Annotated in this window: 29 protein-coding genes and 1 tRNA gene; 18 read left to right on the top strand and 12 right to left on the bottom strand. The window is 43.6% G+C overall.

The window, feature by feature from the left end; all coding sequences use genetic code 11:
• The first annotated feature begins 41 nt into the window (after positions 1-41).
• Genes bshC through ACLI09_RS03245 form a run of 3 tightly spaced genes read left to right on the top strand, consistent with a single transcriptional unit; the run spans position 42 to position 2185 of the window.
• Positions 42-1631 carry a bacillithiol biosynthesis cysteine-adding enzyme BshC gene (gene bshC, locus ACLI09_RS03255; protein ID WP_411418157.1) on the top strand — a complete coding sequence of 530 codons (1590 nt, stop codon included), beginning with the start codon at positions 42-44 and terminating at the stop codon, positions 1629-1631.
• A 37-nt stretch (positions 1632-1668) separates the two neighbouring features.
• Positions 1669-1899 carry a hypothetical protein gene (locus ACLI09_RS03250; RefSeq protein WP_411418156.1) on the top strand — a complete coding sequence of 77 codons (231 nt, stop codon included), beginning with the start codon at positions 1669-1671 and terminating at the stop codon, positions 1897-1899.
• Positions 1889-2185 (top strand): type II toxin-antitoxin system RelE/ParE family toxin, encoded by a 297-nt coding sequence (locus ACLI09_RS03245; RefSeq protein WP_411418155.1) that lies wholly within the window; start codon positions 1889-1891, stop codon positions 2183-2185. The genes ACLI09_RS03250 and ACLI09_RS03245 overlap by 11 nt, the downstream gene beginning before the upstream one ends.
• 92 nt (positions 2186-2277) lie before the next feature.
• Here the strand turns inward: ACLI09_RS03245 and ACLI09_RS03240 are convergent, their stop codons facing one another.
• A complete protein-coding gene (locus tag ACLI09_RS03240) occupies positions 2278-3729 on the bottom strand; it encodes an FAD-dependent oxidoreductase (protein WP_411418154.1) in 1452 nt (483 codons plus the stop codon).
• Between the two features lie 227 nt (positions 3730-3956).
• Here ACLI09_RS03240 and ACLI09_RS03235 point away from each other — a divergent pair, with 227 nt between their 5' ends.
• A complete protein-coding gene (locus ACLI09_RS03235; RefSeq protein WP_411418153.1) occupies positions 3957-4820 on the top strand; it encodes a helix-turn-helix domain-containing protein in 864 nt (287 codons plus the stop codon).
• A gap of 99 nt (positions 4821-4919) precedes the next feature.
• On the top strand, positions 4920-5849 hold the full coding sequence (locus ACLI09_RS03230; RefSeq protein ID WP_411418152.1) for an NAD-dependent epimerase/dehydratase family protein: 930 nt from the start codon (positions 4920-4922) through the stop codon (positions 5847-5849).
• 223 nt (positions 5850-6072) lie between these two features.
• On the opposite strand, the gene ACLI09_RS03225 is transcribed toward ACLI09_RS03230, so the two are convergent.
• Together ACLI09_RS03225 and ACLI09_RS03220 are read right to left on the bottom strand one after the other, a co-directional pair.
• Positions 6073-6396, bottom strand: a complete 324-nt coding sequence (locus ACLI09_RS03225) for a nuclear transport factor 2 family protein (RefSeq protein WP_411418151.1) — start codon at positions 6394-6396, stop codon at positions 6073-6075.
• A gap of 20 nt (positions 6397-6416) precedes the next feature.
• The gene (locus ACLI09_RS03220; protein WP_411418150.1) at positions 6417-7199 is read right to left on the bottom strand and encodes an SDR family oxidoreductase; all 783 of its coding nucleotides are present in this window, start codon (positions 7197-7199) and stop codon (positions 6417-6419) included.
• A gap of 131 nt (positions 7200-7330) precedes the next feature.
• Here ACLI09_RS03220 and ACLI09_RS03215 point away from each other — a divergent pair, with 131 nt between their 5' ends.
• Complete coding sequence (locus ACLI09_RS03215) at positions 7331-7687, top strand: winged helix-turn-helix transcriptional regulator (RefSeq protein WP_411418149.1); 357 nt, start codon at positions 7331-7333, stop codon at positions 7685-7687.
• A 166-nt stretch (positions 7688-7853) separates the two neighbouring features.
• Here the strand turns inward: ACLI09_RS03215 and ACLI09_RS03210 are convergent, their stop codons facing one another.
• Both ACLI09_RS03210 and ACLI09_RS03205 read right to left on the bottom strand, forming a co-directional pair.
• Positions 7854-10637 carry a T9SS type A sorting domain-containing protein gene (locus ACLI09_RS03210; protein WP_411418148.1) on the bottom strand — a complete coding sequence of 928 codons (2784 nt, stop codon included), beginning with the start codon at positions 10635-10637 and terminating at the stop codon, positions 7854-7856.
• 193 nt (positions 10638-10830) lie between these two features.
• Positions 10831-10904: transfer RNA gene (locus tag ACLI09_RS03205), tRNA-Arg, on the bottom strand.
• A gap of 159 nt (positions 10905-11063) precedes the next feature.
• Between ACLI09_RS03205 and ACLI09_RS03200 the strand changes: the two genes are divergently transcribed.
• Positions 11064-11576 (top strand): adenine phosphoribosyltransferase, encoded by a 513-nt coding sequence (locus ACLI09_RS03200; protein ID WP_411418147.1) that lies wholly within the window; start codon positions 11064-11066, stop codon positions 11574-11576.
• A gap of 63 nt (positions 11577-11639) precedes the next feature.
• Here the strand turns inward: ACLI09_RS03200 and ACLI09_RS03195 are convergent, their stop codons facing one another.
• The 4 genes from ACLI09_RS03195 to ACLI09_RS03180 form a co-directional block, all read right to left on the bottom strand.
• Positions 11640-11912, bottom strand: a complete 273-nt coding sequence (locus tag ACLI09_RS03195; RefSeq protein ID WP_411418146.1) for a hypothetical protein — start codon at positions 11910-11912, stop codon at positions 11640-11642.
• A gap of 6 nt (positions 11913-11918) precedes the next feature.
• Positions 11919-12974 carry a WD40/YVTN/BNR-like repeat-containing protein gene (locus ACLI09_RS03190; RefSeq protein WP_411418145.1) on the bottom strand — a complete coding sequence of 352 codons (1056 nt, stop codon included), beginning with the start codon at positions 12972-12974 and terminating at the stop codon, positions 11919-11921.
• A 211-nt stretch (positions 12975-13185) separates the two neighbouring features.
• On the bottom strand, positions 13186-14094 hold the full coding sequence (locus ACLI09_RS03185; RefSeq protein WP_411418144.1) for a bifunctional metallophosphatase/5'-nucleotidase: 909 nt from the start codon (positions 14092-14094) through the stop codon (positions 13186-13188).
• Entirely contained in the window at positions 14094-14825 is a 732-nt protein-coding gene (locus tag ACLI09_RS03180; RefSeq protein WP_411418143.1) for a 5'-nucleotidase C-terminal domain-containing protein, read from the bottom strand. Before ACLI09_RS03180 ends, ACLI09_RS03185 begins: the two co-directional genes overlap by 1 nt.
• Before the next feature lie 114 nt (positions 14826-14939).
• Between ACLI09_RS03180 and ACLI09_RS03175 the strand changes: the two genes are divergently transcribed.
• From ACLI09_RS03175 to ACLI09_RS03145, 7 genes are all read left to right on the top strand, one after another.
• Complete coding sequence (locus ACLI09_RS03175) at positions 14940-15452, top strand: DUF6913 domain-containing protein (protein WP_411418142.1); 513 nt, start codon at positions 14940-14942, stop codon at positions 15450-15452.
• Between the two features lie 2 nt (positions 15453-15454).
• On the top strand, positions 15455-16351 hold the full coding sequence (gene dapA, locus ACLI09_RS03170; protein ID WP_411418141.1) for a 4-hydroxy-tetrahydrodipicolinate synthase: 897 nt from the start codon (positions 15455-15457) through the stop codon (positions 16349-16351).
• A gap of 276 nt (positions 16352-16627) precedes the next feature.
• A complete protein-coding gene (locus tag ACLI09_RS03165) occupies positions 16628-17434 on the top strand; it encodes an outer membrane protein assembly factor BamD (protein WP_411418140.1) in 807 nt (268 codons plus the stop codon).
• Between the two features lie 9 nt (positions 17435-17443).
• Positions 17444-17761: a DNA-directed RNA polymerase subunit omega gene (locus ACLI09_RS03160; RefSeq protein ID WP_411418139.1), complete on the top strand. Its 318-nt coding sequence runs from the start codon at positions 17444-17446 to the stop codon at positions 17759-17761.
• A gap of 13 nt (positions 17762-17774) precedes the next feature.
• A complete protein-coding gene (gene coaBC / locus ACLI09_RS03155; RefSeq protein ID WP_411418138.1) occupies positions 17775-18986 on the top strand; it encodes a bifunctional phosphopantothenoylcysteine decarboxylase/phosphopantothenate--cysteine ligase CoaBC in 1212 nt (403 codons plus the stop codon).
• Entirely contained in the window at positions 18979-19863 is an 885-nt protein-coding gene (locus ACLI09_RS03150) for a DUF4835 family protein (protein ID WP_411418137.1), read from the top strand. Before coaBC ends, ACLI09_RS03150 begins: the two co-directional genes overlap by 8 nt.
• Before the next feature lie 66 nt (positions 19864-19929).
• Entirely contained in the window at positions 19930-20433 is a 504-nt protein-coding gene (locus ACLI09_RS03145; protein ID WP_411418136.1) for a hypothetical protein, read from the top strand.
• 146 nt (positions 20434-20579) lie between these two features.
• Here ACLI09_RS03145 and ACLI09_RS03140 read toward each other — a convergent pair whose 3' ends face one another.
• Genes ACLI09_RS03140 through nadC form a run of 3 tightly spaced genes read right to left on the bottom strand, consistent with a single transcriptional unit; the run spans position 20580 to position 22814 of the window.
• Positions 20580-21008 (bottom strand): DUF2147 domain-containing protein, encoded by a 429-nt coding sequence (locus ACLI09_RS03140; RefSeq protein WP_411418135.1) that lies wholly within the window; start codon positions 21006-21008, stop codon positions 20580-20582.
• Between the two features lie 21 nt (positions 21009-21029).
• Positions 21030-21956, bottom strand: coding sequence for a YihY/virulence factor BrkB family protein (locus ACLI09_RS03135; RefSeq protein ID WP_411418134.1), 927 nt, complete (start codon positions 21954-21956; stop codon positions 21030-21032).
• A complete protein-coding gene (gene nadC / locus ACLI09_RS03130) occupies positions 21957-22814 on the bottom strand; it encodes a carboxylating nicotinate-nucleotide diphosphorylase (RefSeq protein WP_411418394.1) in 858 nt (285 codons plus the stop codon). It abuts the gene before it with no gap.
• A 353-nt stretch (positions 22815-23167) separates the two neighbouring features.
• On the opposite strand from nadC, the gene ACLI09_RS03125 reads away from it, so the two are divergent.
• The 4 genes from ACLI09_RS03125 (at position 23168) to ACLI09_RS03110 (ending at position 25737) form a co-directional block, all read left to right on the top strand.
• On the top strand, positions 23168-23638 hold the full coding sequence (locus ACLI09_RS03125; protein ID WP_411418133.1) for a hypothetical protein: 471 nt from the start codon (positions 23168-23170) through the stop codon (positions 23636-23638).
• The gene (locus ACLI09_RS03120) at positions 23635-24261 is read left to right on the top strand and encodes a hypothetical protein (RefSeq protein WP_411418132.1); all 627 of its coding nucleotides are present in this window, start codon (positions 23635-23637) and stop codon (positions 24259-24261) included. The genes ACLI09_RS03125 and ACLI09_RS03120 overlap by 4 nt, the downstream gene beginning before the upstream one ends.
• 193 nt (positions 24262-24454) lie before the next feature.
• The gene (locus tag ACLI09_RS03115; RefSeq protein ID WP_411418131.1) at positions 24455-24955 is read left to right on the top strand and encodes a DUF6978 family protein; all 501 of its coding nucleotides are present in this window, start codon (positions 24455-24457) and stop codon (positions 24953-24955) included.
• Positions 24952-25737, top strand: a complete 786-nt coding sequence (locus tag ACLI09_RS03110; protein WP_411418130.1) for a DUF1828 domain-containing protein — start codon at positions 24952-24954, stop codon at positions 25735-25737. The genes ACLI09_RS03115 and ACLI09_RS03110 overlap by 4 nt, the downstream gene beginning before the upstream one ends.
• Positions 25738-25946 lie beyond the last annotated feature (209 nt).

Here is a 25946-nt window from a genome sequence, read left to right as displayed (position 1 = left end):
TCCATTTATTTTTCCGTAAATTTGGGCAAAACAAATAAGCAATGCCTTCAGACTGTATCAGCTACCAAAATTCAGGCTACTTCACGCCCCTCATGGTTGATTACCTTAACCAGGCCGAAAACCTGAAACCGCTGTACCACCGCTTCCCTACCCTCGATAATTTTCACGCCCAGATATTAGAAAAGCAGCAAAACTTCCCTGATGCTAACCGTAGCGTTTTAGTCAGTGCGCTGTTAGAGCAATATAATAATGTTGATGCTTCAGCTGCTACATTACAAAACATACAGCTGCTTGCGGATAACACAACCTTTACCGTTACCACCGGCCACCAGCTCAACCTGTTTACCGGTCCGCTGTACTTCCTTTATAAAATAGTATCGGCCATCAACCTGGCAAAGGAACTTAAGGCGGCCTACCCGCAGTACAACTTTGTACCCGTGTACTGGATGGCTACCGAAGACCATGATTTTGAGGAGATAAACTACTTTAACTTCCGCGATAAAAAGATAAAATGGCCGCGCGAAAGCAGTGGCCCCGTAGGCAGGCTCAGTACCGAAGGGCTGGATGCCGTGCTTGAGGTTTTTAAAAAAGAGCTTGGCCCCGGCGATAATGCCAAATGGCTTACCCGCCTGTTTGAGCAGGCCTACCTGAACCACGATAGCCTTGCCGATGCAACGTTATACCTGGCCAACGAAATTTTTAAGCAACACGGCCTGGTTATCATAGATGCCGACGTGCCGGAGTTGAAAAAACTGTTCGCACCTCATGCTAAGGAAGAACTGCTTCAGCAAACGTCCCATCAAAAAGTAGCGGAAGCCACTGCCCTGCTTAAAGATTACAACATACAGGTTAACCCGCGCGAAATCAACCTGTTTTATATTGAAGACAACCTGCGGGAGCGTATTATTTTCCAAGATGGTTTTTACTACGTTAACCACACCGAACTGAAATTCACCGAAAGGGAACTGCTCGCCGAACTGGATAGCCACCCGGAAAAGTTTAGCCCTAACGTTATCATGCGCCCGCTGTACCAGGAGGTAATTTTGCCCAACCTGTGCTATATAGGCGGCGGCGGCGAACTGGCGTATTGGCTGGAACTCAAAACATTTTTTGAATCGCAACACGTTACCTTCCCCATGCTGCTGATGCGAAATTCGGTACTTTTAGCCACCGAAAAACAGGCCGAAAAACTGGATAAGCTCAACCTTACCTGGGCCGATGTGTTTAAAAAACAACAGGAGTTGCTCAATAAAAAGATAGCGGATTATTCGGCCCTGTCGCTGGATTTCTCTGCACAAAAGGAAGCGCTTAAACAGCAATTTGAAGCGCTTACCGCAATTGCACAAAAAACCGATGCCTCGTTTACCGGCGCTGTAAAAGCCCAGGAAGCCAAGCAACTAAAAGGCCTCGAAAACCTTGAAAAACGCCTGCTAAACGCCGAAAAGCGCCACCACCGAGAAGCACTGGAACGAATTGTCTCCATCCAGAACGAACTGTTCCCTAACCGCAGCCTGCAGGAACGCCGCAATAATTTTTCAGAATTTTACCTGACGCATGATGGTAAGTTGTTAGATAAATTATTTGAAGCATTAAAGCCTTTAGAACAGGAATTTAACGTTATCGTGCTTTAAAATTTTCTGTATATTTACAGTACAAATTTGCTGTGTTATGAATATTGCTGAAGAAAAAGCCAGGCTAAAAAAAGAGATTGACAACATAAACGACCCTGCGGTACTGCACCGCATTAGTGCATTGCTGTCTCATGACAGCGGCTCGCTAATGACTGAAGAGCAGCTGGCTATTGTAAGGGAAGAAAGAGAAAAATATCTGAAAGACCCCTCAAGCCTGATCTCATTAGATGATTTTAAAGCCAATATTGAAAAAAAATATGGCTTTTAAAATCTTTATTACCGAGCGCGCGCAAACAAATATTGACGATCCGGTTGATTATTATGAATTTAAAAGTGAAAATTTAGGGAAGCGATTTTATAACGATTTTTTATCAAATCTTAAATACATTGTAAAAGATCCTTACCTGTTCGCAATAAGAGAATTTCCTTTCAGGGAATATCCACTATCAACTTTTCCCTTCCTCATCATTTATGATATTGTGGGCGATACTGTGGTAATTGCTTCTGTTTTCAACACGGCTAAAAATCCCCGGAAGAAACCAACGAGGCTTTAATATCAGCTATATTAAGGCAGGAACTGAATGTATGATAGTGTGGATGTAAAGAAGTAACCAAATTTAAGATCCACAACCGTTAGGTTTATTGATTACATATTACCGCCATTTTTCTTCAGGCAACTTCCCCTCGGCATATCGCCCTCCCGCAGTACAATGTCAGAATGCAGGAACTGTGCTGCAGCGGCAGAGTCGTGTACTTTAACGGCGCTGCGTGTTAACATTTCCGATTCAAATTCGGCCAACACGCGCTCCCTTATCCCCGCTTCCCTGCATTGGGGTGTGTTGCATTCCTTGTATAGTTTCCGGGCCAGCGCCAGCGCATCCAGGAGTGCCTGGTTTGCCCCCTGCCCTTTAAAGGGGCTCATAGGGTGTGCGGCATCCCCTATCAGGGTAACCGGCCCTGCATGCTGCATTAATTCGGGGGTAAGGAGCTCGCGGTCATACACCGGGTAGCCTGAAACCAGCGCCCCGGGCGTTGCGGCTAAAATTTGGGGGATGGGGCTGTGCCACTGCGCCCTGCGGCATGCTTCTTCTTTTAATGCATGAGGGCCCAGCGCGCTTAATGCCTTAGCTTCATTTTCCGGCATGGGGAAGCTAAACTGCCACATTACAGAGCCTGTATTATAGGGCATCATATACATGCGTTCATGGCCGTTAGCGGTTTGAAATACAGTTGCCGAATCCAGTAGAGGGCTGTCAATGCCTTCCAGTAAATCTAAAGGGCAAATGCCCAATATTACTATGCAGCCCAGGTAGCGTAACGGAGTAGCATCTTCAGCTATAAGCAACCGGCGTACCGCGCTGCGGATACCGTCTGCCCCTACTACAACATCTGCCATGGCATTCTTTGTCGCGCCATTTACCTGAAATGTTAATGCAATACCTCCGCCCTCAACTTGCTCAAAGCCTGTTAGCTGGTGCCCCCATTGCACTGCCTCATGGCCGCCAAGCTGCTCCAGTAGCGCCAGGCGCAACGATTGCCGCGCTATGTGCATATTAGAGCGTTTACCAGGTGCTTTTGCGTCTTGGGGTATCCACTTGCGGTTGCCCCATTCGCCTACTATCTTACCCTCCGTAGTATGTACTACATGCCTTGTAGAAATTACCGCATCGGGCAATGAATAGATGCCCAGCCCCTGCATTGCTTTACCCGCTTGCTGCAACGTGAGTCCGTAACCTTGTGAGCGGGCATTAAAATCGGCATCGCGTTCATAAAGCGTAAAAGGTATACCACGGTGCAGGCAGGCTACCGCCAGGGCTACTCCCCCCATGCCGGCGCCAATGATGGCAACATGCGGATACTTTTCGGTATCAGCCACAGGAGGTGCAGCAGATTGTACCAACCCTGAACCACCACATTTAGCGCAGGGGTACAGGTGGCCTTTAGGGGTCATTGGGGCGGGGCCACCACCTTTGGTTCTTTCAAATTCGGCTAACGCTGCCTGGTAGCTAAGGCGGGCTTTTTTGCTTACCCCTTTGCTTTTTTTGCCAATACCCCGGCATTCAGGGCAAACGGCACGGCATGTTGCTTCACTTTGCATTTTTTCACAGCTCTTTATTCCCACCTTACAAAAGAAAAAAGCAGGCTATTTACCTTGGCTGATTCCATTTATTAAGGGGAGTGCAAATGTACAATTTCCAAATTATTATTACGTAGCGTTGTAAAAAATCAGCCTTCCTGGCCCGTATAAAGCTTGTATCTGACGTATAATCATTACATTTATCGGAGTGAAAACAAGATAATAAAAGCGGCGTTTTAAAGGAGCCTATGGAACAGCATGATAACAACGGTATGCTTTATATGATTGACGGCAACTTAAATAAAGTTATCAGTCATTACTACCACATTTATAATACCGATGGCAAGACTGTAGCCAAACAGTTATCACCCAGCCTGGAGTTATTACTGGTATTTAATTTTGGTACTCCAGTCCATATATCCTTTAATAATGGTTCCGCGCCGCATGTGCTTGAAAAAGGATGTGCCGTGCTGGGCCCACTAAGGCAAATGCTGAACTATGAACTTAAAGACGGGGCCGATGCTATTGTTGTAAACTTTAAGCTTAGCGGGTTTTACAGGCTTTTTAAAGTGCCCCTCAATAATTTTGACGGGCAAACCGTGTATGACCCTGCTGAAATAACCGACAAGTTTTCTTTTGATGATTTATGGACCGGGCTTTCTAATATTGCGGATATTAAAGCCCGGCTAAGTATTATATCAGAATATCTTGCACATTATATACATGAGATGGATGATGCCGCTCAGCCCCTTATTGATGGCGAGCATTATTTTTATAACCCGGCAACACATCCGGTAAAGGCCATTGCATCAGATGCTAATGTAAGCGAGCGCACCGTTCAGATTCGATTCCAAAAGTATGCAGGGTATTCCCCAAAAGAGTTACTGCGCTTTTTACGGTTTAAGATGGTTATAGGACGGCTGACTAACACTGACGAGGCAACACCCGATATATTCGAAATTATAGACACCTTTAACTATCATGACCAGAGCCACCTCATTAAAGATTTTCAGCATTTTTTAGGGACAACACCACAGCAGTTTATAAAAGATATAAAGGGTAAAGAATTTTTTACCGTAGGGTCCGGAACCAAAAGCCCCGACATTATTTAAATTATTCAGCCACCACCAGTTTCGTTTTCTTACAATGGCAGCAACCAGTTGCGGCGTAGTTTTGCTTTAGAAATCAACAAAATTCTAAATCTCAAAATTATGACACATACTATTTTAGGCGCTAACGGCACCATTGCAACCGAACTTATTCCTGTATTAAAGAGGAACAATGTAAACATTAGGCTGGTATCAAGAAAGCCACAGCGTATTGAAGGTACTGAATCGGTAACGGCAAACGCGCTGAATTCTGAAGAGGTACTGTCGGCCATACTGGGTTCAGATGTGGTATACCTGGTAATCGGCATTACGTATAACGCAAAAATATGGAAAGAAGAATGGCGGGTAATTATGCGAAATGTAATAGATGCCTGTAAGGCGACGGGTGCAAAACTGGTATTTTTTGATAACATTTATATGTACGGCAAAATTGATGGTGTAATAACCGAGGAAACCCCGTACCATTATATAAGCAAAAAAGGGAGGGTGCGTGCTGATGTTGCCCGGATGTTGTTGCAGGAAATGGCCGCAGGCACAGTTAAAGCTACCATAGCAAGGGCTACCGATTTTTATGGTCCAAGGGTTGTGGAGAAGAGCGCTGCCGGCCTACTGGTATTTGACAGGATGAAAAAAGGAAATAACGCGCAGTGGCTTATAAACCCTAACGTACCCCGGTCTTTTAACTATACACCGGATGCTGCCGAAGCACTTTACATACTTGCTACAGATGAAAAGGCTTTAGGACAGGTGTGGCACCTGCCTTCAGCGGACCCGCTTACCGCAAAAGAATTTGTTGCCTTAGCTGCTACGTATATGAAGGGTTCTGATAAAGTTTCGGCATTGCCCAAGTGGCTTTTAAAGGTAATAGGCCTGTTTGACCCCTTTATGAAAGAAGCGTATGAAATGAACTATCAAAACGAATTCCCGCTGCATTTTAGTTCCGCTAAGTTTGAAAAAGCGTTTAATTTTGTACCCACATCGTATGCAGACGGGATTAAGGAGACCGCCGCATGGCATTTGAGCCGGGCTTAGGGTACTGCTTGATGCGCTAAAAAAGCGTAAAAAAGCTCCAAATCAATAACTTGTAGCTCTTTGTTATCATAAAAGGGGGAAAAACCATAATAATTATCGTGGTAGTTTTTATGCAATGCTTTCTTCCTTCAGGTTGCATCGTCTCTATGGTTTTGCAACAACTCATGATTTAAACTATTAATACAGGGGAGCGACTCAGAACCAGGCACTCCCCTTGTTTTTCTTATTCTGTTACTTTCAAATGCCGGATCAGTCCGCCAGCAATATCAAAGTGAAATTTTAATACGATAGGGCTTCCGGGAAATGTGCCGGAACACTCCGCCGACAGGATGCTTGCCGTTCCATTTTCGATATATTCAAGAGGTTTCATTGTAGTCCGGTATTTTTTGTTCGCCTCGTCAATCCACTGCCTGATTTCCGGCTTCCCATTGTGGGTTTTGCCTTCATCAAATACCACGGCGGTTTCAGAAAAACAATCCGCATAGGCAATGCTGTCAAAACTGTTTTGCGCATTAACCAGGTCTGTTATTACTTTTGGTAAGTTCATGTTGTTATTTTTTTAGATTATTAAATTGTGGGTACTGTACCGCCATCGATTACATATTCAGTACCTGTCAGGTAGCCTGCCCTTGGTGAAACAAGGAAGCCTACTAACTCGGCTACTTCTTCGGGTTGTGCAGGCCTGCCATACGGTATTCCACCCAATGCATCCATAACACCTTGTTGCGCTTCTTCTACGGTGCTGTTTGCATTTCGCGCAATCTCGCCGAGCCAGGCTACCGATGCAGATGTGTTTATCCATCCCGGGGAAACCGTAAGTACCCGGACACCTTTTGGTGTAACTTCATTGGATAAGCTTTTGCTGTAATTTCTCAATGCTGCTTTTGCGGCGGCATAAGGCAGGGTAGAATCATAAAGGGGCAGTATGCCCTGAATAGAGGCTATATGGATAATAACACCACTTTTCTTACCTATCATTTGCGGCAAAAATGCCCTGTCCAGCCTAACCGGGGCCAGTAAATTGGCTTGCAGGGTTGATACCCAGTCTTCATCAGTTAATGCGTTAAATCCGCCTGCAGGCGTTGTTGAAGAACCCAGGTTGTTGACCAGGATATCCACTCGCCCATACATAGAGAGTACTTCGCTTACCAGCTTTTGCGCATCTTCTGCCTTACTCAAATCGGAAGGGATGAAATGCAGCCGGTTGTTTTCATTCTCCGGAACATTCCGGGCGGTTATAATCACCGTTGCCCCGGCTTGTAGCAGCCTTTCGGCAATGGCCCTGCCTGCCCCTTTTGTACCACCTGTCACTAAGGCAATCTTGCCTGACAATTCGTTTTGATAATCCATTTTTTACGTTTAAGTTTCTTTGTGCAAATCTCGGGAGTACGTTAGTTCCTCACAAGTACGGAGTTACGAATCATATAGGGATAAATTATTCCCCTATTGTGCATATAAGAACATAGGATTACTTTTGTGGTATGTATGAGAGAAAAACAATACCGAACCTTAATTGTGGCCTTGACCTGATAGGTGAAGTACTTTATGGCAAATGGAAAGTACGTTTGCTTTGGTTTATCGGGCAGGGGCATAAGCGCCCAAGCGAACTGCAGCGCAAAATACCGGATGCTTCCCGCAGGGTTTTAAATATCCAGCTGAAGGAATTAGAAGAACATGAACTTGTGACAAAAGTTATTTACCCTGTTGTGCCTCCTAAAGTAGAGTACAGCCTGACCGATTTTGGAAAAACGCTGATTCCGGTAATTTCAGCTATCGGGAATTGGGGAGATGAACATGAAGAACGTTTACGGTCGCTTATTTTAAAACGTTTTGATTAATCCCAAAGGGTGTAATCCTGTCAGGGTTAGTTATTCCGCACATCAAAACACATAAGGTTTTACAACCAAAAAAAGCTTAAAATCATTGATTTTAAGCTTTTTAATACGTGACCCCGACGTTGACAGATCCAGATCGGCCTTCATGTAGAGAGATTATGTTTACATATTATTGTTTTATAAGTTTAGCAACTAATCCTCCGGCGGATGTTATGATATATATGCCGGGACTTATATTACTTACATCAATATTATTATTTCCGGGTACTAATAACGCGTTCATAATGCTTTTTCCCGTAATGTCTGCAATCATAATTTCCGCGGCATTATCTACTTCGATATATAAATAGTTTACTACAGGATTTGGATACATCTTCCAACCGTTTGTTACAATTGTATCGACACCTGCAATCGCTATTGTAAAACAATCAGATGTTTGAGAACATCCGTTTTGGGAAACAATCACAGCATAAGAACCATTTTCGGTTGGCGTAAAGGAAGCCCCTGTTGCCCCATTGACTGATTGGTTATTCACACAATTAATCCATTGGTATGTTGCCTCAGTTGCAGATGCTGTCATCGTATTTTCCTGCACTGTTACACCGGCATCAACAGAATTTACTTCAACTGCCATTGTAGCTGTAGCAGCGCACTGCCCTGCATTTGGCGTAAAGGTATACGTGGTCGTCATAGTATTATTTACTTCCGGGCTCCACGTACCGGTTATGCCGTTATCAGATGTTACAGGCAGTGTAAACAGGCCTCCTGCGCAAATAGGCGCAACCTGGGTAAACGTTGGTGTAATGTTATTGCTAACTGTAACCGTCATTATAGTTGCTACTGCACACTGCCCTGCATTTGGCGTAAAGGTATACGTGGTCGTCATAGTGTTGTTAATTGCCGGGCTCCACGTACCGGTTATACCGTTATCAGATGTGAGGGGTAGTGTAAACAGGCTGCCTTCGCATATTGGTGCAATTTGGGTAAACGTTGGTGTAATGTTATTACTTACTGTAACCGTCATTGTAGTGGGTACTGCACACTGTCCTGCATTTGGCGTAAAGGTGTATGTGGTCGTCATAGTGTTGTTAACTGCGGGGCTCCACGTGCCGGTTATACCGTTATCAGACGTGAGAGGTAGTGTAAACAGGCTGCCTTCGCATATTGGTGCAATCTGGGTAAAAGTGGGTGTATCATTGTCAGAAACGCTCATTGTAACAGTATTGCTTGTAACAGTTGTGGTAGTGGCACATGGGGCATTGCTTGTCATGATTACAGAAATCAAGTCCCCATTAGCAAAAGTTGAAGCAGTATATGTTGTGCTGTCCGTACCAACATCGTTTCCATTGAGTTTCCATTGGTAAGAGGGCGTTGTACCGCCATTTACCGGTTCGGCAGTAAATACAACGCTTTGTCCGCTACAAACTGATGCTGAAGGGGAAGATATAGCAACTGAAGGGGTACACACCGGTAGGGAAGGGCCTATTAAGCACAGGTTAAAAGCGGCGCTGGAAAGCTGTCCCGCCGCATTTAATACCCTTATGTAATATACCTGCCCTGCAACAAAATTAGTACCTTCATAAGCCTCAGATGTACCTGTGGAAGAGTTATCACATAGTACTGCGGTACCGGCACAGGAACCCTGAAAAATCTCAAACGCGGGATCACCCGCATCGGCTGATAGCTCAATGTCCATATTAACATCAGTAGCTACAAATTTATACCACACATCCTGAACTACTAACCCCGCGCATGAGGCGGCAGTGTTACTTATTGTAGCATTGCTAAAGGTTCCGCCGGTATAGGTACAGGTAGTGCCCGGTATAAGCCACACCGCATCGGCACATAAGTCGTTATGCGGCACCACACAGCCCATAACCTGTGGTGTATTGTTTTGGGTGTTATTGCCGTTTCCAAGCTGGCCATAATAGTTGGCCCCCCACGTAAGGTAGTTACCACCGTTTTCAATACCCACATAGTGGTTACCCCCCGAATAAACCTCACGCCAGGCCGTACTTGTACCGGTTTGCACCGGTATAAGCGAACTTATATAATCGGCATTATCTCCCCATGTCCAGAGGGTTCCGTCGGCCTTAATGGCCATAGTATGGCTGGCATAAGCTATAACATACTTCCAGGCGCTTCCGGGAGAAATTTGTATGGGGGTGGTTACATCTACGCTGGTTCCGTTGCCCACCTGCCCGTCATTATTCCTGCCCCACATCCAGAGGGAACCGTCGGTTTTAAAGGCAGCCGTATGGTAATGGCCGGTAGAAAAAGAAGCCCAGTCTGTGTCTGTCCCAATCTGGGTAGGAATCGACACTCCTGTTAACGTGCCATTCCCTAACATGCCCTCATAATTAGCGCCCCATGCCCATCGTGTGCCATTATTTTTTAATGCTATAGAATATCCGTAGCCTGCGGAAACCTGTTTCCAGTCATTTTCCACACCTATTTGTATAGGGGTAAGGCTGTTTTGGCCTGTGCCGTTACCTAATGCCGAAAAGGCATTGCTACCCCAGGCCCAAAGGGTACCGTCCTCTTTAATGGCCAGCACATGAAAGGGCCCTGATGATATCTGCGACCAGTCGTTTGCTGTGCCGATTTGTACAGGCACGTTTGAACCATTATACATTGTTCCGTTTCCAAGGACTCCCTGGAAATTGCTTCCCCACGACCATAAGGTGCCATCCTGCTTTATTGCGATGGTATGATCTTCGCTGGCACTGATAGCCTTCCAGAGGCTACTGCCCACCTGTACTGGGATGTTACTATTAGTGGTGGAGCCTATGCCCAGTTGGCCGTTACCATTGGATCCCCAAGACCACAATGTGCCATCTTCTTTAATTGAAACCGAATGGGTCCATCCAAGGGAGAATGACTTTTGGCATTGTGATGCTACCGCCGCAGACATGAATAAGGCAGCAAGCAGAAAAGATATATTTTTTATCATAGTAACACTTTTATGGGAATAGGCGGCAAAGTTATTAAAATAGCTGAATTAACATTATTGCAGAAGATAAATTACTTAACATTAACAACTTAATAGTACAAATTAAGAATATAGAATATACTGAGTAATCAATACCTTTAAGGCTATAAAACAAAAAATCCCTAAATCGGTATGATTTAGGGATTTTATATCGTGACCTCGACTGGATTCAAACCAGTAACCTTCTGAGCCGTAATCAGATGCGCTATTCAGTTGCGCCACGAGGCCATTTTGCATTCAAACCCTTAGTACACAGGTGTGTTTCCATTGCCTGATTACTTTACAAAATAATATTTTGCTTTAGCGTTCAGTGAACTTGTTTGCGGGTGCAAATATACATATTAATGCGTAACTTGCAAGCCTCTTTTACTATAAAAACTAAAAAAAATGGCACTCCACCAGTATATACGTGACATTCAGGATTTTCCAAAACCCGGAATACTTTTTAAAGACATAACACCGCTGCTGGGCAATCCGAATGCTGTTAAAGAATGCCTGGACCTGCTCCTGCTCAACCTGCGCGGGCAAAAGATAGACAAGGTAGTAGGCGCCGAAAGCCGTGGATTTTTCTTTGCCACCCTTATGGCGCAGGAGCTGGGCGCGGGTTTTGTGCCGGTGCGCAAGCCGGGCAAACTGCCGTATGAAACCTTTTCTGCGGCCTACGAACTCGAATACGGCACCGATAATCTTGAGGTACATACCGATGCCATAATGCCCGGCGAACGCGTGGTAATACACGACGATGTGCTGGCGACGGGCGGAACGGCAAAAGCCCTGTGCGAACTTGTAGAAAAACTGGGCGGCGAAATAGTGCAGTGCAACTTTACTATGGAATTATCCTTCCTGAACGGGCGTGATAAACTGGCACCGTATGCAGTGTATGCGCCGCTGGTGTATTGAAGCTTTTAGCTTTCAAGCTTCAAGTTGACAGTTGATGGTTTGCTCACGAGGACTCTAATTATATTAAAATGCTATATTATTATCATTCAATATTTTTTGTAAACGGATAATTTCATTTACTAAATCCGGAACTACATTTCTTGCCATGGCAATAAAATCCTGATCTTCTTCTCTAAAAGTATAAGATTCCATGTCGTAATCCCTATCGCCATCCTCCCCCGTCATTATAAAACTACTGCCACTAGTAAAGTCTCGTCCTTCCCTGTAAGATACCCAGGGACCTTTAGTAGCTTTATCAGTTACTTCGATTATTTTATCTAAATCAATTTTATTCATAGCTTTTTACTTCAATTTAAACCTTACAACATTCTTCTGGCCGGCGGCAATTACAGTATGATTATCCGCAAACTGCAGCACGTTAAGATTAGTGGCATCGTGAATCTTTTTCCAGGTGGCGCCCTGGTCGTAGCTGTAAAAAACGCCGTTACGGCCCACGGTAATCAGTTCGTTGCCGTTGCTGCCGGGTATAAACTGCACGCACGATATGTAGCCGGGGCCACTCCCCTCTCCTGTCAGTTCCCAGGTCTTGCCTCCATCGGTGGTGAGCATTTTGTTGCCTTTATTAAGGTCGGGCTTCTCATAGTTACCTCCACCGGCAAAGCCAATGTTTTCATCATAAAAATCAGCTGAAAATATCCCGGTCATCTCACCACCCTGTAGTATTGGGGTATCAGCCACTGTCCACGTTTTGCCTTTATCTTCCGACAAAAACACGCGCGACTTTTTCCCTCCGGAAACAATCCAGGTCTTGCTGCCCTTAACAATAATATTGGTATTGCTGGCTGCAAAGGCTGCTTCACCGTCGGCTACGGGTGGAAGGTTAGCACAGTCGCGTTTTTGCCAGGTTTCGCCGCCGTTCGTAGTAGTCAGTATGCTCAGGCAGCCTGCCTGCGGGTCGCCCATTGCAATGCCCTCCTTATCGTCATAAAACTTCATACAGTCGTAAAACACCTTCTCCCCTGCTTCGGTATACACCTTGCGGGCTATTTTGCTCTCTTTGGAAATTTTATACAGCAGCGCAGGTGTGGCCACGCTAAGTACAAACACGTCGGTTTTGGTTTGGGCCAGTGACCTGAATTCAGGGAAAATTGTATCGCTGGCAATAATGCCGGAAAAATCCTTTTCACCCGTAAGCGATACATAGCCGTATTTACCGCCGTCTCCCGAGTACCATACCTTATCGCCATCTACAGCCAGCCCGCGGATGCTTATAAGGGTATCAGTAAGCAGGGTGTCGGTTTCAACGGTTGCAAATGAGGAGGCAAGGGCTTTTTTTTCTTCTTTTTTGCAGGAAAATAAAACCAGCGTGGTAAGGGCTATTAAGCATATTTTTTTCATAGGGAGTGAGTTTAAGCTAATATAGGGAATTTTGGCGGAAGTTGGATGTCCGGGGCTAAGGAAGGCGGAGCAGGAATGTCCGAAGAAAACAAAAGCCACGAATTACACAAATTTCACTAATTTAATCCGTGTAATTTGCATAATTCGTGGCTGCTTTTTCAGGTAAGGTTCTATTTCGAACGGAGCGCAGCGAAATGTAAGACTTAATACCCTACACTATAATAGTTTTGCCGCTACCGGATTTACGTCCGTTTTCAAAAGTAAAGTCGAGCCTGCCCACGTTAATGCCAAAGGCGCCCACCTGGTTAATAAGCACATCTTTACCATCAAGGTTTTTCTGGATGTAGGGTTTGGAAAGGAACGTATGCGTATGCCCGCCTATGATGGCATCAATATTTTTTGTGGTACGCCCCAGCATAAGGTCGCTTGGCTTCTGGTTGTCGTTATCGTAGATAAAGCCCAGGTGGCTCAGGCAGATTATCAGGTCGCACTTGTGGTCGAGCTTTAATATACGGCTCATGTCCTGCGCTACGTCAATCGGGTTATTGTATACGGTTTCCTTATACAGTTTTTTATCAACCAGGCCGTTAAGCTCTACCCCAAGGCCAAAGATGCCTATTTTAAGCCCGCCCTTTTCAAATATTTTATACGGTTTTACAAGTCCGTCCAGCACCGTGTTTTTAAAATCGTAATTAGCCGATACAAAGTCAAACGTTGCGTGCGGCATCTGCTTATAAAAGCCATCGATACCGTTATCAAAATCGTGGTTGCCCAGCGTGCCCAGGTCGTACTTAAGCATGCTCATGAGTTTCATTTCGAGTTCGCCCCCATAATAGTTAAAGTAGGGCGTGCCCTGAAAAATGTCGCCGGCATCGAGCAGCAGCACATGCTCCTCTTCCCTGCGCACCTGGTCTATCAGCGTTGCCCTGCGCGACACCCCGCCCTTATTGGCATACTTAGGGTCGTCTACCGGAAACGGGTCGATGTGGCTGTGCACATCATTAGTGTGCAGTATGGTAAGTTTTTTTATTTCAGGTTCGGCAAAGCTGCTTAATGATAAACCGCCCATAAGAAGGGCGCTCCCGGCAGCGGTTTTTTGTATAAAATCCCTCCTTTTCATTATTTCTCCTGTATTATGCGTTCTGTACGGATAACGGGCAGCGTATCTACCTCCTTAAAATAATCTATAAATAAGTCCCTGAGTTTATAATCCAGGTCATAGCGGGAAACGCCTTTGGCAAAAAACGCCATGTTGTCGCCGCCGTTAGCAAGGTAGTCACTCGTGGCAACATTATATATCTTATTTTGCTGCACGGGCTTGCCCTGCACGGTAAGTTCTTTAACGTTACCATCTTTATCAAACACCACTTTCATTCCACTCAGCGGGTGCGGCTTGTGCTCTTTGGCCAGGTACCGGGCTATTTCCCCCAGCTGTTCGCCCTTAAGTGCTATTACCACCACAGCGTTTTCAAACGGCATTATTTCAAAGGCGGTACGTGCGGTTACCGGGCCTTTGGCAATTATAGAGCGTATGCCCCCGTGGTTCATAAAGCAGATATCTACATGGCGGTGCTCACGCTGCATCAGTAAATTATCGGCTTTATCAAAGGTAACATCGGCCATCAGGTTGCCTATGGTAGTTTGCCAGCCGTTAATCGTTTTGCTTTTGTCAAGGGTTTCCGGGCAATAGGCAATTACGCTGTCCAGTTCCTTATTTATATGCTGGCGGTATGGCTTTACAAAATCCTCTATATCAGCAACATCGGCATACTCCGCGGTAACAGGCAGCTGCTTGCCTTCAATTTGTGTGTTTTGCAGTTTGTTAGAACCACAGGCAACAACGGCTGCCATTGTTAAAAATAACACAAACCGGTACATAGTTGTGTTATACTTTTTGTAATTTACCATTGTAACTTGGCCTTAATTTCAATAAATTTGCGTTCAGGCAATAAATGTACTATGTTTTTGAAGTTTATTAAAGATTTCAACCTAAAAAAGATTGTTAACAAAACATTATCGAATTATACGGCTCCGGCTGCAGAAGGAAAGATAAAAACGGTTGGGGTCATCATAGACGAAACCTACTTTGCCGAACGCGAAAAGCTTATACAGGAAATTGCCTCCCACGGCATTGCCGCAGGTAATATAGAAACACTCAGCTTTTTTGAACGGGTTAAAAAAGACCGCCTGCCCACATGCTGCTATTTTACATATAGCGATATAACTGCGGGGGGAATATATACTAAAGATGATGTTAACCAGTTTATAAACAAGCCCTTTGATTTGCTCATCAGTTATTATGACGTTCAAAAACCCCCTCTTTCCCTTGCAACCCTTAAAAGCAAGGCACTGTTTAAGGCCGGATTTTCTACCGTAAACAACCGCTTTAATGCATTTATGATAGCAGGGCGTGCCGAAGATTTTAAAGGATTTATTTCCGAGCTTTTTAAATACATAGTGATTTTTAATAAATTGTAACCATGCAGTCGTTAACAGGTACCGGGGTAGCGCTTATTACCCCTTTTAGAAAAGATTTTTCGGTAGACACCGAAGCGCTTGAGAGGATTGTTTCCTTCCAGGTGGAGAATGGCATTGATTACCTTGTGGTGCTGGGCACTACCGCAGAGGCCGCGACGCTTGATAAGGCCGAAAAGCAACTGGTTATAGCTACCGTTATTAAAGCCAATGCGGGCAGGCTGCCGCTTGTTATAGGGATAGGCGGAAACAACACTAAGGAGGTTATTGAAGAAATTAAAAGTACCGACCTCTCTGCATTTACAGCCATACTTTCGGTATCGCCCTATTACAGCAAACCCACGCAGGAAGGCATATACCAGCATTTTAAAGCCATAGCAGCCGCATCGCCCCTGCCTGTAATACTGTATAACGTACCCGGCCGAACTGCCAGCAACATGTTGCCCGATACGGTTATCCGCCTCGCGAAAGACTGCCACAACATAGTAGCCATTAAAGAAGCCGCCGGGGATATTGTGCAGGCCATGAGGCTGATACAGCGCGCGCCAAAAGGTTTCCTGGTAATAAGTGGTGATGATATGATAACCCTGCCCATGATACTTGCCGGCGGTGCAGGTGTAATATCGGTTATAGGCGAAGCCCTGCCAAACGAATTCAGCCGGATGGTGCACCTTGGCCTTGAGAAAAAAGCCGATGAAGCCTATGAGCTGCACTATAAAATAGCCGACAGCATCGACCTTATATTTGAGCAGGGCAACCCTGCCGGTATTAAGTATATGTTTAAGGAGCTTGGGCTGTGCGAAGATTTTGTGCGCCTGCCGCTGGTGAGTGTTGATACTAACCTTGCCGGGAGGATAAGCGCATTTTTAAAGAAATTTAAGGCCACTCCGGAATTGGTGTAGCACATTGGCAACTTATTACACAGAGTAACACGGAGGTTTCACAGAGGCTCACAGAGAATTTAAAGTTTTAAATCTCCGTGTATCTCTGAGAAACTCTGTGACACAATTCACAGCAAAAACACAATAAATCATACTATTTTCAGTTTAAGGGAAGGTGCCTATACAGGGCATCTTTTTTTGTGGAGGCTGCCCGCAAAAAATATTTTGTATTGAATAATTATTAACTAACTTTGCGGTTGCTTTTAAAACTGCACGCGCAGTGCTTGAAACTTTATTATGGCAAGATTTTTTTATACCCTTTTACTGGCACTACTGCTTACCTCGTGCAGCCAATTTCAAAAAGCTTTGAAGTCTGAAGACACCAAGCTTAAATATGATGTGGCCCAGGAGCTTTATGAAAAGGAGAAGTATGCAAAGGCAATTCGCCTTTTTGAGCAGATAGCGCCATCATACAGGGGCAAGCCGCAAGCCGAAAAAATGTTTTACATGTATGCCACGGCGTTATATAAAACCAAGTCATACTATACCGCAGGCTACCAGTACGACAGTTTTACGGCGACTTACCCCAAAAGCACAAAAGCAGAAGAAGCCGCTTTTTTAGGATCTAAAAGCTACTACTACCTTTCTCCCCGCTATAGCCTGGACCAGGTAGATACTTATAAAGCGCTTGAAAAACTACAGGCGTTTATAGACCGCTACCCTAACAGCCAGTACATGCCCGAAGCAAACCAGCTGGTTAAAGAACTAAGCTATAAGCTTGAGCTTAAATCATTTTCTATCGCTAAGCAATATTTTGATACTGCCGAATACTTTGGCGATTATACAGCGGCGCTAAAAACGCTTGACCTTTTTATGGAAGAGTACCCGGGCAGCGAACTTAGGGAAGACGCACTTTTCCTTAAATTTAATTCGGCTTATGAACTGGCCATAAACAGTATAGACAGCAAAATGCAGCAGCGTTTGCTGGATGCCAAAGAAAGCTATAACGACCTTGTAAAATATAAGGGCGAAACAAAATATAAAGACGATGCAGATAAAATGCTGGATCGTATAAACAAAGAATTACAGAAATTTTCTAAATAAAAGCGCACCATGGACTTAAAGAAAACAACGGCCCCCGTAAATACCATTACCTACAACAAGAATAAGATTGAGGAGCAGACAGGTAACATTTATGAAGCCATTACCATTATTGCCAAAAGGGCAAACCAGGTTAACAGCGAGATAAAAAAAGAACTTATAGAAAAACTTGAGGAGTTTGCTACCTATAACGACAGCCTTGAAGAAATTTTTGAAAACAAAGAACAGATAGAGGTTTCTAAATTCTACGAAAAACTTCCTAAGCCACACGCGCTTGCCGTGCAGGAGTGGCTTGAAGGCAAGGTTTTTTACAGGGAACCTAATAACTAATACACCTTTTTCCATGTCTGTTTTAAGCGGTAAAAATATCTTGCTGGGCATATCCGGAGGTATTGCCGCCTATAAAACAGCCACGCTGACAAGGCTATTCATAAAGGCAGGTGCACATGTACGCGTAGTCATGACACCTGCCTCTAAAGATTTTATTACCCCCCTTACCCTATCCACACTCAGTAAAAACCCGGTACATTCATCGTTTTATAACGACGATGACGAAAACGCGGTATGGAACAACCATGTGGAGCTTGCCCTCTGGGCCGACCTTTTTGTTATTGCACCCGCCACGGCCAATACTATGGCCAAGATGATTTCGGGCAACAGCGACAACCTCCTTATAGCCACGTATCTGTCGGCAAAATGCCCCGTGTATGTAGCCCCGGCTATGGATCTGGACATGTACCATCACGGCTCCACTAAACATAGTTTTGAAAAGCTGAAATCCTTTGGCAATACCATTATACCGGCAGAAAGCGGCGAACTGGCCAGCGGGCTGCACGGCGAAGGCCGTATGGCCGAACCTGAGCATATTGTAGCTTTTCTGGAAAAAGATATTGAAGGAAAATTACCCCTGCGCGGAAAAAAAATACTGGTTACCGCCGGCCCCACATACGAACCGATAGACCCCGTGCGTTTTATAGGCAACCATTCGTCCGGCAAGATGGGGTACGACATAGCCCTGGCAGCTGCCAACGAGGGCGCAGAAGTAATTTTGATAAGCGGCCCCACGCACCTCACGGTACAACATGCCAATATTACACTTGTAGGTGTAACGTCAGGCAGCGAAATGTATAATGCCTGCCATGAACATTTCGGCAAAGTGGATACCGCCATAGCCGCCGCCGCCGTAGCCGATTACCGCCCGAAAGTAGTGGCTTCGCAAAAGATAAAAAAGAACGACGGCAGCCTTATCCTGGAGCTCGAAAAGACGCGGGACATACTGGCATCGCTGGGCGAAATAAAAACGGGCCAGTTTTTGATAGGCTTTGCCCTGGAAACCGAGAATGAAATTGAAAATGCAAAGGCTAAGATCCGTAAAAAAAACCTGGATTTGATAGTACTGAATTCGCTTAACGATACAGGTGCAGGTTTTGGCAAGGCAACTAATAAAGTTACCTTTATAAACAGTAACTTTGAGGAGGAGCCTATGGAGCTGAAAACAAAGGAAGCGGTGGCCCTTGATATAATTAATAAGATAAAAACGCATTATAATGTATAAGTGGATAACAGCTGTGGCACTATTTTTAACCCTTACCCTTCAGGCGCAGGAGCTTAACGGTACCGTAACCATAAGTTTTGACCGTATTACCGATGCTAACCCGGAGATATTTAAAACGCTGGAGAAAGCCGCGCAGGATTTTGTAAACAACACGCGCTTTACTACCCGCAACTTTAACAGAAACGAACGCATTACCTGTTCGTTCTTCTTTAATATTTCTGCCTTTAACAACAACAATTTTACCGCTACACTGCAGGTTAATGCCCTGCGCCCGGTGTTTAACAGCACCTACACCACTCCCCTGATTAATTACAGCGATAAGGACGTAACGTTTACTTATAACCAGGGCGAAAACCTAATTTACAACCCCAGCACTTACGACTCTAACCTGGTATCGATACTGGCGTTTTATGCAAATATGATACTGGGCCTTGACGGCGACAGCTATGCCGAAAATGGTGGTACGCCTTATTTTGAGGCTGCCCAGGGCATAGCAACTGTAGCACAGGGAGGCGGCAGCAAGGGATGGAGCCAGCAGGATGGCAACCAGAACCGCTTTGTATTTGTTACAGATATGATGAGCAGCACCTTTAGCCCGTTTAGGGAGGCCATGTACAGCTACCACCGACATGGGCTTGATACCATGGCAGATGACCCTAAAAAAGGCAAGGAAAACACCATAAAATCTGTAAAAAAACTGGGGGAGCTTTATAAAGTGCGCCCTAATGCCTTTCTTACCCGTATATTTTTTGATGCCAAGGCAGACGAAATAGTGTCGATGTTTAGCGGCGGGCCTAATGTTCCCATAACAGAGTTGAGTGAAACCCTTAACAGGATATCGCCATTGAACGGCAGCAAGTGGGGGAAGATTAAGTAGTATTTAGTATTAAGAATTAGGTACAAAGCATTAAGACTGAGCCGGAAATTTTGAAACCTGTAGGATATGAAAAGCTCTGTATTAACAATGATGCTCTTTGCATTTAGCCTGACAAATGCCCAGGAAATGGAAATTTCTGAGGCTGATTTATATGAGAAAGCAGAGGCTAGCATGACTGAATATTACGACAGATATGCTGAAGCTGATTCAGCTATTATCATAACTAAAACATATCAATACTATTCGTCATTAGTCAAAAATTTCCCGAAGTCGGAAAATTATATTTATTACTTGTACACAAAAGGTTGCTTCGCTCACGATAGAGCAGAACAGAAACAATGTTTTAAAGAAGTTTCTGAATCAGGCTCCTGGACATATTATAGGCGAAAAGCGCTTATCTATTTGTGTTCCTACGCCATTGATGAGAAAGAATTTATTAGCGCAAAGCAGTATTTAGATGCTATTGGCAAAATGAAAAAACCAACTTTTATATGTGGAAATGAAAGAGAGACATACAATTCTCAATTAGAAGCTGTTCGTAAACGCCTAGAGGTTGCAATGAAGGATTGATATTCTCAACATCCACGCTGTATATTAGCCTGTAAGCTTTCCCGCTGCCGGCATCTACTCGCCTAAAATAAAAAACGCGGCTATTGACCGCGTTCTGTCTACTATCTTTTATCTTTTTCGGTTAATTTGAACTTCGTAATTCAAAATTACTTAACCCTCGTCCAGTACTGCGTCCTTCCGAGCAATGATACGCCCAGGTAGCCGCGCACTTTCAACTTATCTTTACCTTCAAGCTTTATGGTACAACTGTATAGCTTGCCTTTGTTAGGGTCAAGGATGTCGCCATCGGTATATTCATCATCATCTTTAGTAAGGCCCTTAATAATGGTTAGGCCCAGTATTGGCTTGTCTTTATCGGCACCTGAACAATCCTGGCATTTTTTGTCTTTGTTAGCAGGGTTAAGTATTTCAACCACTTTGCCATAAATCTTACCGTCCTGCTCATATATCTGAACAATCGACTTAGCCTCGCCGGTTTCATCATCAAAGGTTTTCCACTTTCCTGTTACCTGTGCCGTGGCTGAAAGTATTCCCGTAAGGGCCACAAATAAAATTGTAAAAATTATACGTTTCATAATTTAAGCTATTAGTTAATGCTAAATATACAAATTTTTTCTTTTTAATTTATGAATCAACGCATTTAGTTCAAATCCCAGTAAAAGGATAAAACAGTTAATCCATATATACAGCATTAATACAAGCAGCGTGCCAATACTGCCATACAACTCATTATACTTGCTAAACCGTACCACATAGATACTGAAACCGAACGAAGTAAGGCCAAAGAGCAGGGTACTAAATACCGAGCCATAGCTAAAGAAAGCGGCACTGCGGGTTTCCTTGGCGGCAAATTTAAACAGCAGGCTGGTGGTGGTTAATATCATCAGCAGCAGGAAGATATAGCGGCCCCACTGCAGCAGGCTTATCTCGGCGGGTATATAATAGCGGTTGCTGAATTTTTGAATAATTACCTCAAAAAATACAATGGCCGCCACAGTAATGATAAGCAATATACTAAGCACCAGCGATAAACCAATAGCAAGCGCATATTGCCTGAAATAGCGCCGCTTTATGGTAATGTGCATACTGCTCTGGAAACCGCTGAGTATGGCATTCATACCGTTGCTCATAAGCAATATGGCAAGTAAGATACCCGTGCTAAGCAGGCTTTTATGGCTGTTTAACAGAATGTCGGTCAATATATTAGCAATGGCATCATAGGTATTTGGCGGTACGTTATCGGCTACAAACTGCATAAAATCTTCCTGGAAGTTATCCAGCGGGATATAGGGTATCAGGTTGAGTATGAACAGCGCAAACGGGAACAGCGACATAAAAAAGCTAAACGCAATAGCCCCTGCCCTGTAGCTAATATCACCCTTAACAATTCCGGTAATATACAATTCAAGGAGATGGTATAGTGTAAGCCCTTCAGAATAAGGCAGTTTTATGCTTTTACCAAAGCGCACCAGGTTCTTTATCAAAGGAATGCGCTCCAGCTTATGTTCCAGTTCCACCGACATTTAAAATGCTTTTAGGCTAAGGTCCATGTTGTAAACCGAATGGGTCAGCGCCCCGCTCGATATATAATTCACGCCGCATTCGGCATAATGGCGCATGGTATCCTCGTTAATGCCGCCGCTGCTTTCGGTCTGGCAATAGTCGCCTATAAGGGCAACTGCCTCACGGGTAGTGGCATAGTCAAAATTATCCAGCAGTATGCGGTGCACGCCGGGGTTGGCTATAATTTCGCGCACCTCATCAAGGTCGCGCGCCTCTACTATAATTTTAAGGTTCAGGCCATTATCGTCCAAATACTCTTTAGTTTTTGTAATGGCCTGGGCAATTCCTCCGGCAAAATCTATGTGGTTATCTTTAAGCATTACCATGTCATACAGGGCAAAACGGTGGTTCTCACCGCCGCCTATTTTCACGGCCCATTTCTCTAAAGCCCTGATTCCCGGGGTGGTTTTTCGGGTATCGAGCACGCCCGTGCCGGTACCGGCCAGTATATCCACATACTTTTTTGTCTTGGTGGCAATGGCGCTCATACGTTGCATGGCGTTGAGTACCAGGCGCTCCGCTTTTAGTATACTTTGCGAAGAACCGTGCACATGAAAGGCAATATCGCCGTATTTAACGGGTGTTCCGTCAGATATAAACACCTCAACAGCAAGCGATTGATCTACATAAGCAAACACTTTTTGGGCAAAATCTACCCCTGCGAGTATGCCGTTGTCTTTAACCAAAAGCTTGGCGCGTCCGGTAGCGGTGGCGGGAATGCAGGCAAGTGAGGAGTAATCGCCGGGGCCTACGTCTTCGCGGATGGCATTGGCAATGATAATATCGAGTTCGGTCTGGAATTGCTGTTCAGAAATCATGGTTTTGTATTGTATGGCTAAGGTAGCGATTTTTTTTTGGAGCATCTTTTCATCGTCCACATTACTTTGCACAATGTTACACATTGTGCATTTTTTTGCCAAAAATCAAACTATTGATTTACAAATATTTACATTTTCATCTTCCACTTTTATAAAAAATACTGTAAAAGATGTTTTGCTTTCGAATTTCCATAGCGATTTTCTAGGCAGGTTGTACTGAAAGAATGGCTTCAGTACTGCGGCTTAAAATGGGTTGTAATTTTGTGGCGTGGGGATAGCAGAAGAATATACCTACTGATGGGTATTTTTTATATGTTAAAATTTTGTAAATTTCAAAATCATAAATCAACACAATGAGCAAACCCACCTACGTAATTTTACTGGCAACCGCCCTGCTATTTATTTATAACCATTTTATCTACGACCCCATTGCAGGAGAGGGCCCCGAACTTGACGCGCTAAACGACCTGCAAAAGCAAATCTTGGCCACGTTAAGCGAAATGACAAAATTGTTAATAAGCCTTTCTACAGCATTATTTGGCCTTATCGGATATTTTGCGCTCGAAAACTTTAAGAAGGTTGGCAAAATCGAATTAAAATTCCAGGCGGATTTTGTGGCTGCCTTTTGCGCTACCGCTATCTCATTAGACTTTGGCTACATTTTTATGGAAAAGCTTGTTGAACTTTTATCCGTAGGCGTTTTTAATCCCTACGACCGTATTATAAGCATACCCCGCAACCTGCAAATCATAGCGTTTTTGTGCGCCTTATTTTTTAGTGGCAGGCTCATCCTCAGAAACCTTTTTAAACCTGTTAGAGCATGAAAATACAGCTATTGTTACTCATCATCTCCCTGGGGCTTTCAGGCTATGCGCAAAACGCACCGGTAACCGACACGCTCAAAACAAACATAGATACCGCCTTTAAACAGTATGAAGAAAAAAGCCAGGTGTTTATAGCACAAGACCTGCAGGACAGCCTTAAAACCGAATATTATAATACTGCATCCGGGCTTACAGCAGATCGTTTTGATAATCCTGGCAGCGCAAAAACCCTCATTAAGTATTATAAAACCGCACCGGGGATACACGAGATTCTTGCAGACTTTACTAATAGTACCGACCAGTTTGATGAGGTGTTTTCTATAGGGCGTGTGCTATATATGAAAATACTTTTTGCTACAAAAAACGACGGTGTTGTTATGTCGATGCGACCGGGTACCCCAAACAAGTATGCCCGGCTTTTAGTTAGCGTAAAACCAGCCAACCAAAATGCATTTATTTACTTAAACGGTACTAAAAACTGTACTGTTGCCCAGGCCACAAAGGGGCTGCGTGTACACAGCGGCAAAAAATATAGAGTAGAAATAAAATCAGGCACAAAACTACTTTGCTCCCATGATGTTATCCTAAGTAGTCAGGAATCAAAGGATATTAGCTGCCCTTAACAGGAATTTAATTGCGTGATATTACGCGTATTTGCATACGGCTTTTTTTGGGTGGTTGTGATGAAGGGAGTGGTTTATCAATAAGTAATGGGTTATGATTTTTGTGGTGGGGGGAGTGAAGAGAAAATACATACTAATTAGGTATTTTTTGAAATGTTAAAACATTATATTTACAATGTATATCCAATAGCAAATGTTAACAAACGAAGATGTCAAATATCTTTTAGAACTTGAAAAAGTTTTAAAAGATCCTAATCAGGTAATTGATTTAAAACAGAAAAAAAATAGTATTGATCTTATTTCGCTTGAAGACTCTTCATGTAACTTTAGATTAGTAATAACAACTAATCAAAAAATTATTCTAAAAACTACATTACATCATTTGGAGAGCAACAACTTTACTGGATTGTTACGGATAGATTTTAAAGGCGGGCACAAAAACCCAGAAGAACTAAATTCTCATGTTCCATCATTTCTAATACCCTATGCTGGCAAATGGTTAGAACCTGATCAACCGCATATGCATTATTACGTGGAAGGCTATCGTCCACTAGCTTGGGCAATGCCAGTCATGGATACTGATTTTCCGATTAAGACTTTGGAAAATGTTAGCGATTTATATGACTTAATATTTAACTTTGCAAGGAGAATAAATATTATATCTCAACTTTCCCTACAACAAGCTATATTTTGAACTGGATTAATACATACGTCGATAACTATTATAAATGGCTAAGAGAAAAGACATTTATACATCAAGACTCGTCAACTGATTGGTCTCTGATTAGTACTCCTTTTCTTGGTGCTTTCAATGATACTATTGATATATATGCTCAAAAAAATGGCACTCAATTAGTTTTAAGTGATAGTGGTGAGACATTGAGTAATTTAGAATTGCAAGGCGTGCATATTCAAGGTTCAAAAAGGAGAAGGATATTACTTGACCAAATTCTTTTGAATTACGGTATTAAAGAAAATGATGATGAATTATTTCTTGAAACCAATCTTGAAAATTTTTCTCAATCTAAGCATAAACTCTTATCAGCAATAATTGAAATTAATGATTTGTGTGTATTATCACAGGCTAATGTAAGTTCAATCTTCAAAGAAGACGTTAGAAGTTATTTGGATGACTTAAACATAATATATACTCCTGATTTTATATCTAAAGGGAGCACTGGGCTTGAATTTAATTTTGACTTTCAAATCGCGCAGAGAAATAGAGAAATAGTTATCAAGTCTTATAATTCCGTTAATAAGTCAAACTTAACGAATTTTCTATTTTCATGGGAGGATATAAAGCCAGTGCGTGAAAAAACTACCAAAAAAAATGTTTCTGCAATTGCGATAATAAACGATATCGATAAAAATATTAAGCCAGAGTTTCTAGAAGCTTTGAAATCAAGAAGTGCTGATTATATTTTATGGTCTCAAAAAGACTCAGAAGAAAGTCATCGTCTTATTTTTGCAGCCTAATATTTACCGCGCTCTGTGCCTCCGCTCGCAAAAACGGTGCGTGAAGAAAGCTACCCTCCGCCTTCATCCCCGATTGCGCAGCATCCGCTTCATCCGCGTTTCGTTTACAAGTAACCATTAAATGAATTAAACAAATTATCTTAAAATAAATTGCCTGTGCGGCACGCACTATTTATAAACGGTCTATTTACAAATAACTCAAATACAGT

It is taken from the genome of Flavobacterium sp. RHBU_24, assembly GCF_046613695.1.
GTDB lineage: Bacteria > Bacteroidota > Bacteroidia > Flavobacteriales > Flavobacteriaceae > Flavobacterium.
Note: the sequence above shows the minus strand (reverse complement) of the source record. Positions and strands in the feature narration are given on the sequence as shown.

Bases quoted from the DNA above. Each gene is read 5' to 3' on its own strand.
- ACLI09_RS03250 (WP_411418156.1), top strand. From the start codon at position 1,669: ATGAATATTGCTGAAGAAAAAGCCAGGCTAAAAAAAGAGATTGACAAC.
- ACLI09_RS03200 (WP_411418147.1), top strand. From the start codon at position 11,064: ATGGCACTCCACCAGTATATACGTGACATTCAGGATTTTCCAAAACCC.
- ACLI09_RS03195 (WP_411418146.1), bottom strand. From the start codon at position 11,912: ATGAATAAAATTGATTTAGATAAAATAATCGAAGTAACTGATAAAGCT.
- ACLI09_RS03125 (WP_411418133.1), top strand. From the start codon at position 23,168: ATGAGCAAACCCACCTACGTAATTTTACTGGCAACCGCCCTGCTATTT.
- ACLI09_RS03145 (WP_411418136.1), top strand. From the start codon at position 19,930: ATGAAAAGCTCTGTATTAACAATGATGCTCTTTGCATTTAGCCTGACA.
- dapA (WP_411418141.1), top strand. From the start codon at position 15,455: ATGCAGTCGTTAACAGGTACCGGGGTAGCGCTTATTACCCCTTTTAGA.
- ACLI09_RS03135 (WP_411418134.1), bottom strand. From the start codon at position 21,956: ATGTCGGTGGAACTGGAACATAAGCTGGAGCGCATTCCTTTGATAAAG.
- ACLI09_RS03165 (WP_411418140.1), top strand. From the start codon at position 16,628: ATGGCAAGATTTTTTTATACCCTTTTACTGGCACTACTGCTTACCTCG.
- ACLI09_RS03215 (WP_411418149.1), top strand. From the start codon at position 7,331: ATGTATGAGAGAAAAACAATACCGAACCTTAATTGTGGCCTTGACCTG.
- ACLI09_RS03235 (WP_411418153.1), top strand. From the start codon at position 3,957: ATGGAACAGCATGATAACAACGGTATGCTTTATATGATTGACGGCAAC.
- ACLI09_RS03230 (WP_411418152.1), top strand. From the start codon at position 4,920: ATGACACATACTATTTTAGGCGCTAACGGCACCATTGCAACCGAACTT.
- ACLI09_RS03185 (WP_411418144.1), bottom strand. From the start codon at position 14,094: ATGAAAAGGAGGGATTTTATACAAAAAACCGCTGCCGGGAGCGCCCTT.
- ACLI09_RS03140 (WP_411418135.1), bottom strand. From the start codon at position 21,008: ATGAAACGTATAATTTTTACAATTTTATTTGTGGCCCTTACGGGAATA.
- ACLI09_RS03190 (WP_411418145.1), bottom strand. From the start codon at position 12,974: ATGAAAAAAATATGCTTAATAGCCCTTACCACGCTGGTTTTATTTTCC.
- ACLI09_RS03210 (WP_411418148.1), bottom strand. From the start codon at position 10,637: ATGATAAAAAATATATCTTTTCTGCTTGCTGCCTTATTCATGTCTGCG.
- ACLI09_RS03115 (WP_411418131.1), top strand. From the start codon at position 24,455: ATGTTAACAAACGAAGATGTCAAATATCTTTTAGAACTTGAAAAAGTT.
- bshC (WP_411418157.1), top strand. From the start codon at position 42: ATGCCTTCAGACTGTATCAGCTACCAAAATTCAGGCTACTTCACGCCC.
- ACLI09_RS03120 (WP_411418132.1), top strand. From the start codon at position 23,635: ATGAAAATACAGCTATTGTTACTCATCATCTCCCTGGGGCTTTCAGGC.
- coaBC (WP_411418138.1), top strand. From the start codon at position 17,775: ATGTCTGTTTTAAGCGGTAAAAATATCTTGCTGGGCATATCCGGAGGT.
- nadC (WP_411418394.1), bottom strand. From the start codon at position 22,814: ATGATTTCTGAACAGCAATTCCAGACCGAACTCGATATTATCATTGCC.
- ACLI09_RS03220 (WP_411418150.1), bottom strand. From the start codon at position 7,199: ATGGATTATCAAAACGAATTGTCAGGCAAGATTGCCTTAGTGACAGGT.
- ACLI09_RS03225 (WP_411418151.1), bottom strand. From the start codon at position 6,396: ATGAACTTACCAAAAGTAATAACAGACCTGGTTAATGCGCAAAACAGT.
- ACLI09_RS03160 (WP_411418139.1), top strand. From the start codon at position 17,444: ATGGACTTAAAGAAAACAACGGCCCCCGTAAATACCATTACCTACAAC.
- ACLI09_RS03150 (WP_411418137.1), top strand. From the start codon at position 18,979: ATGTATAAGTGGATAACAGCTGTGGCACTATTTTTAACCCTTACCCTT.
- ACLI09_RS03245 (WP_411418155.1), top strand. From the start codon at position 1,889: ATGGCTTTTAAAATCTTTATTACCGAGCGCGCGCAAACAAATATTGAC.
- ACLI09_RS03240 (WP_411418154.1), bottom strand. From the start codon at position 3,729: ATGCAAAGTGAAGCAACATGCCGTGCCGTTTGCCCTGAATGCCGGGGT.
- ACLI09_RS03180 (WP_411418143.1), bottom strand. From the start codon at position 14,825: ATGGCAGCCGTTGTTGCCTGTGGTTCTAACAAACTGCAAAACACACAA.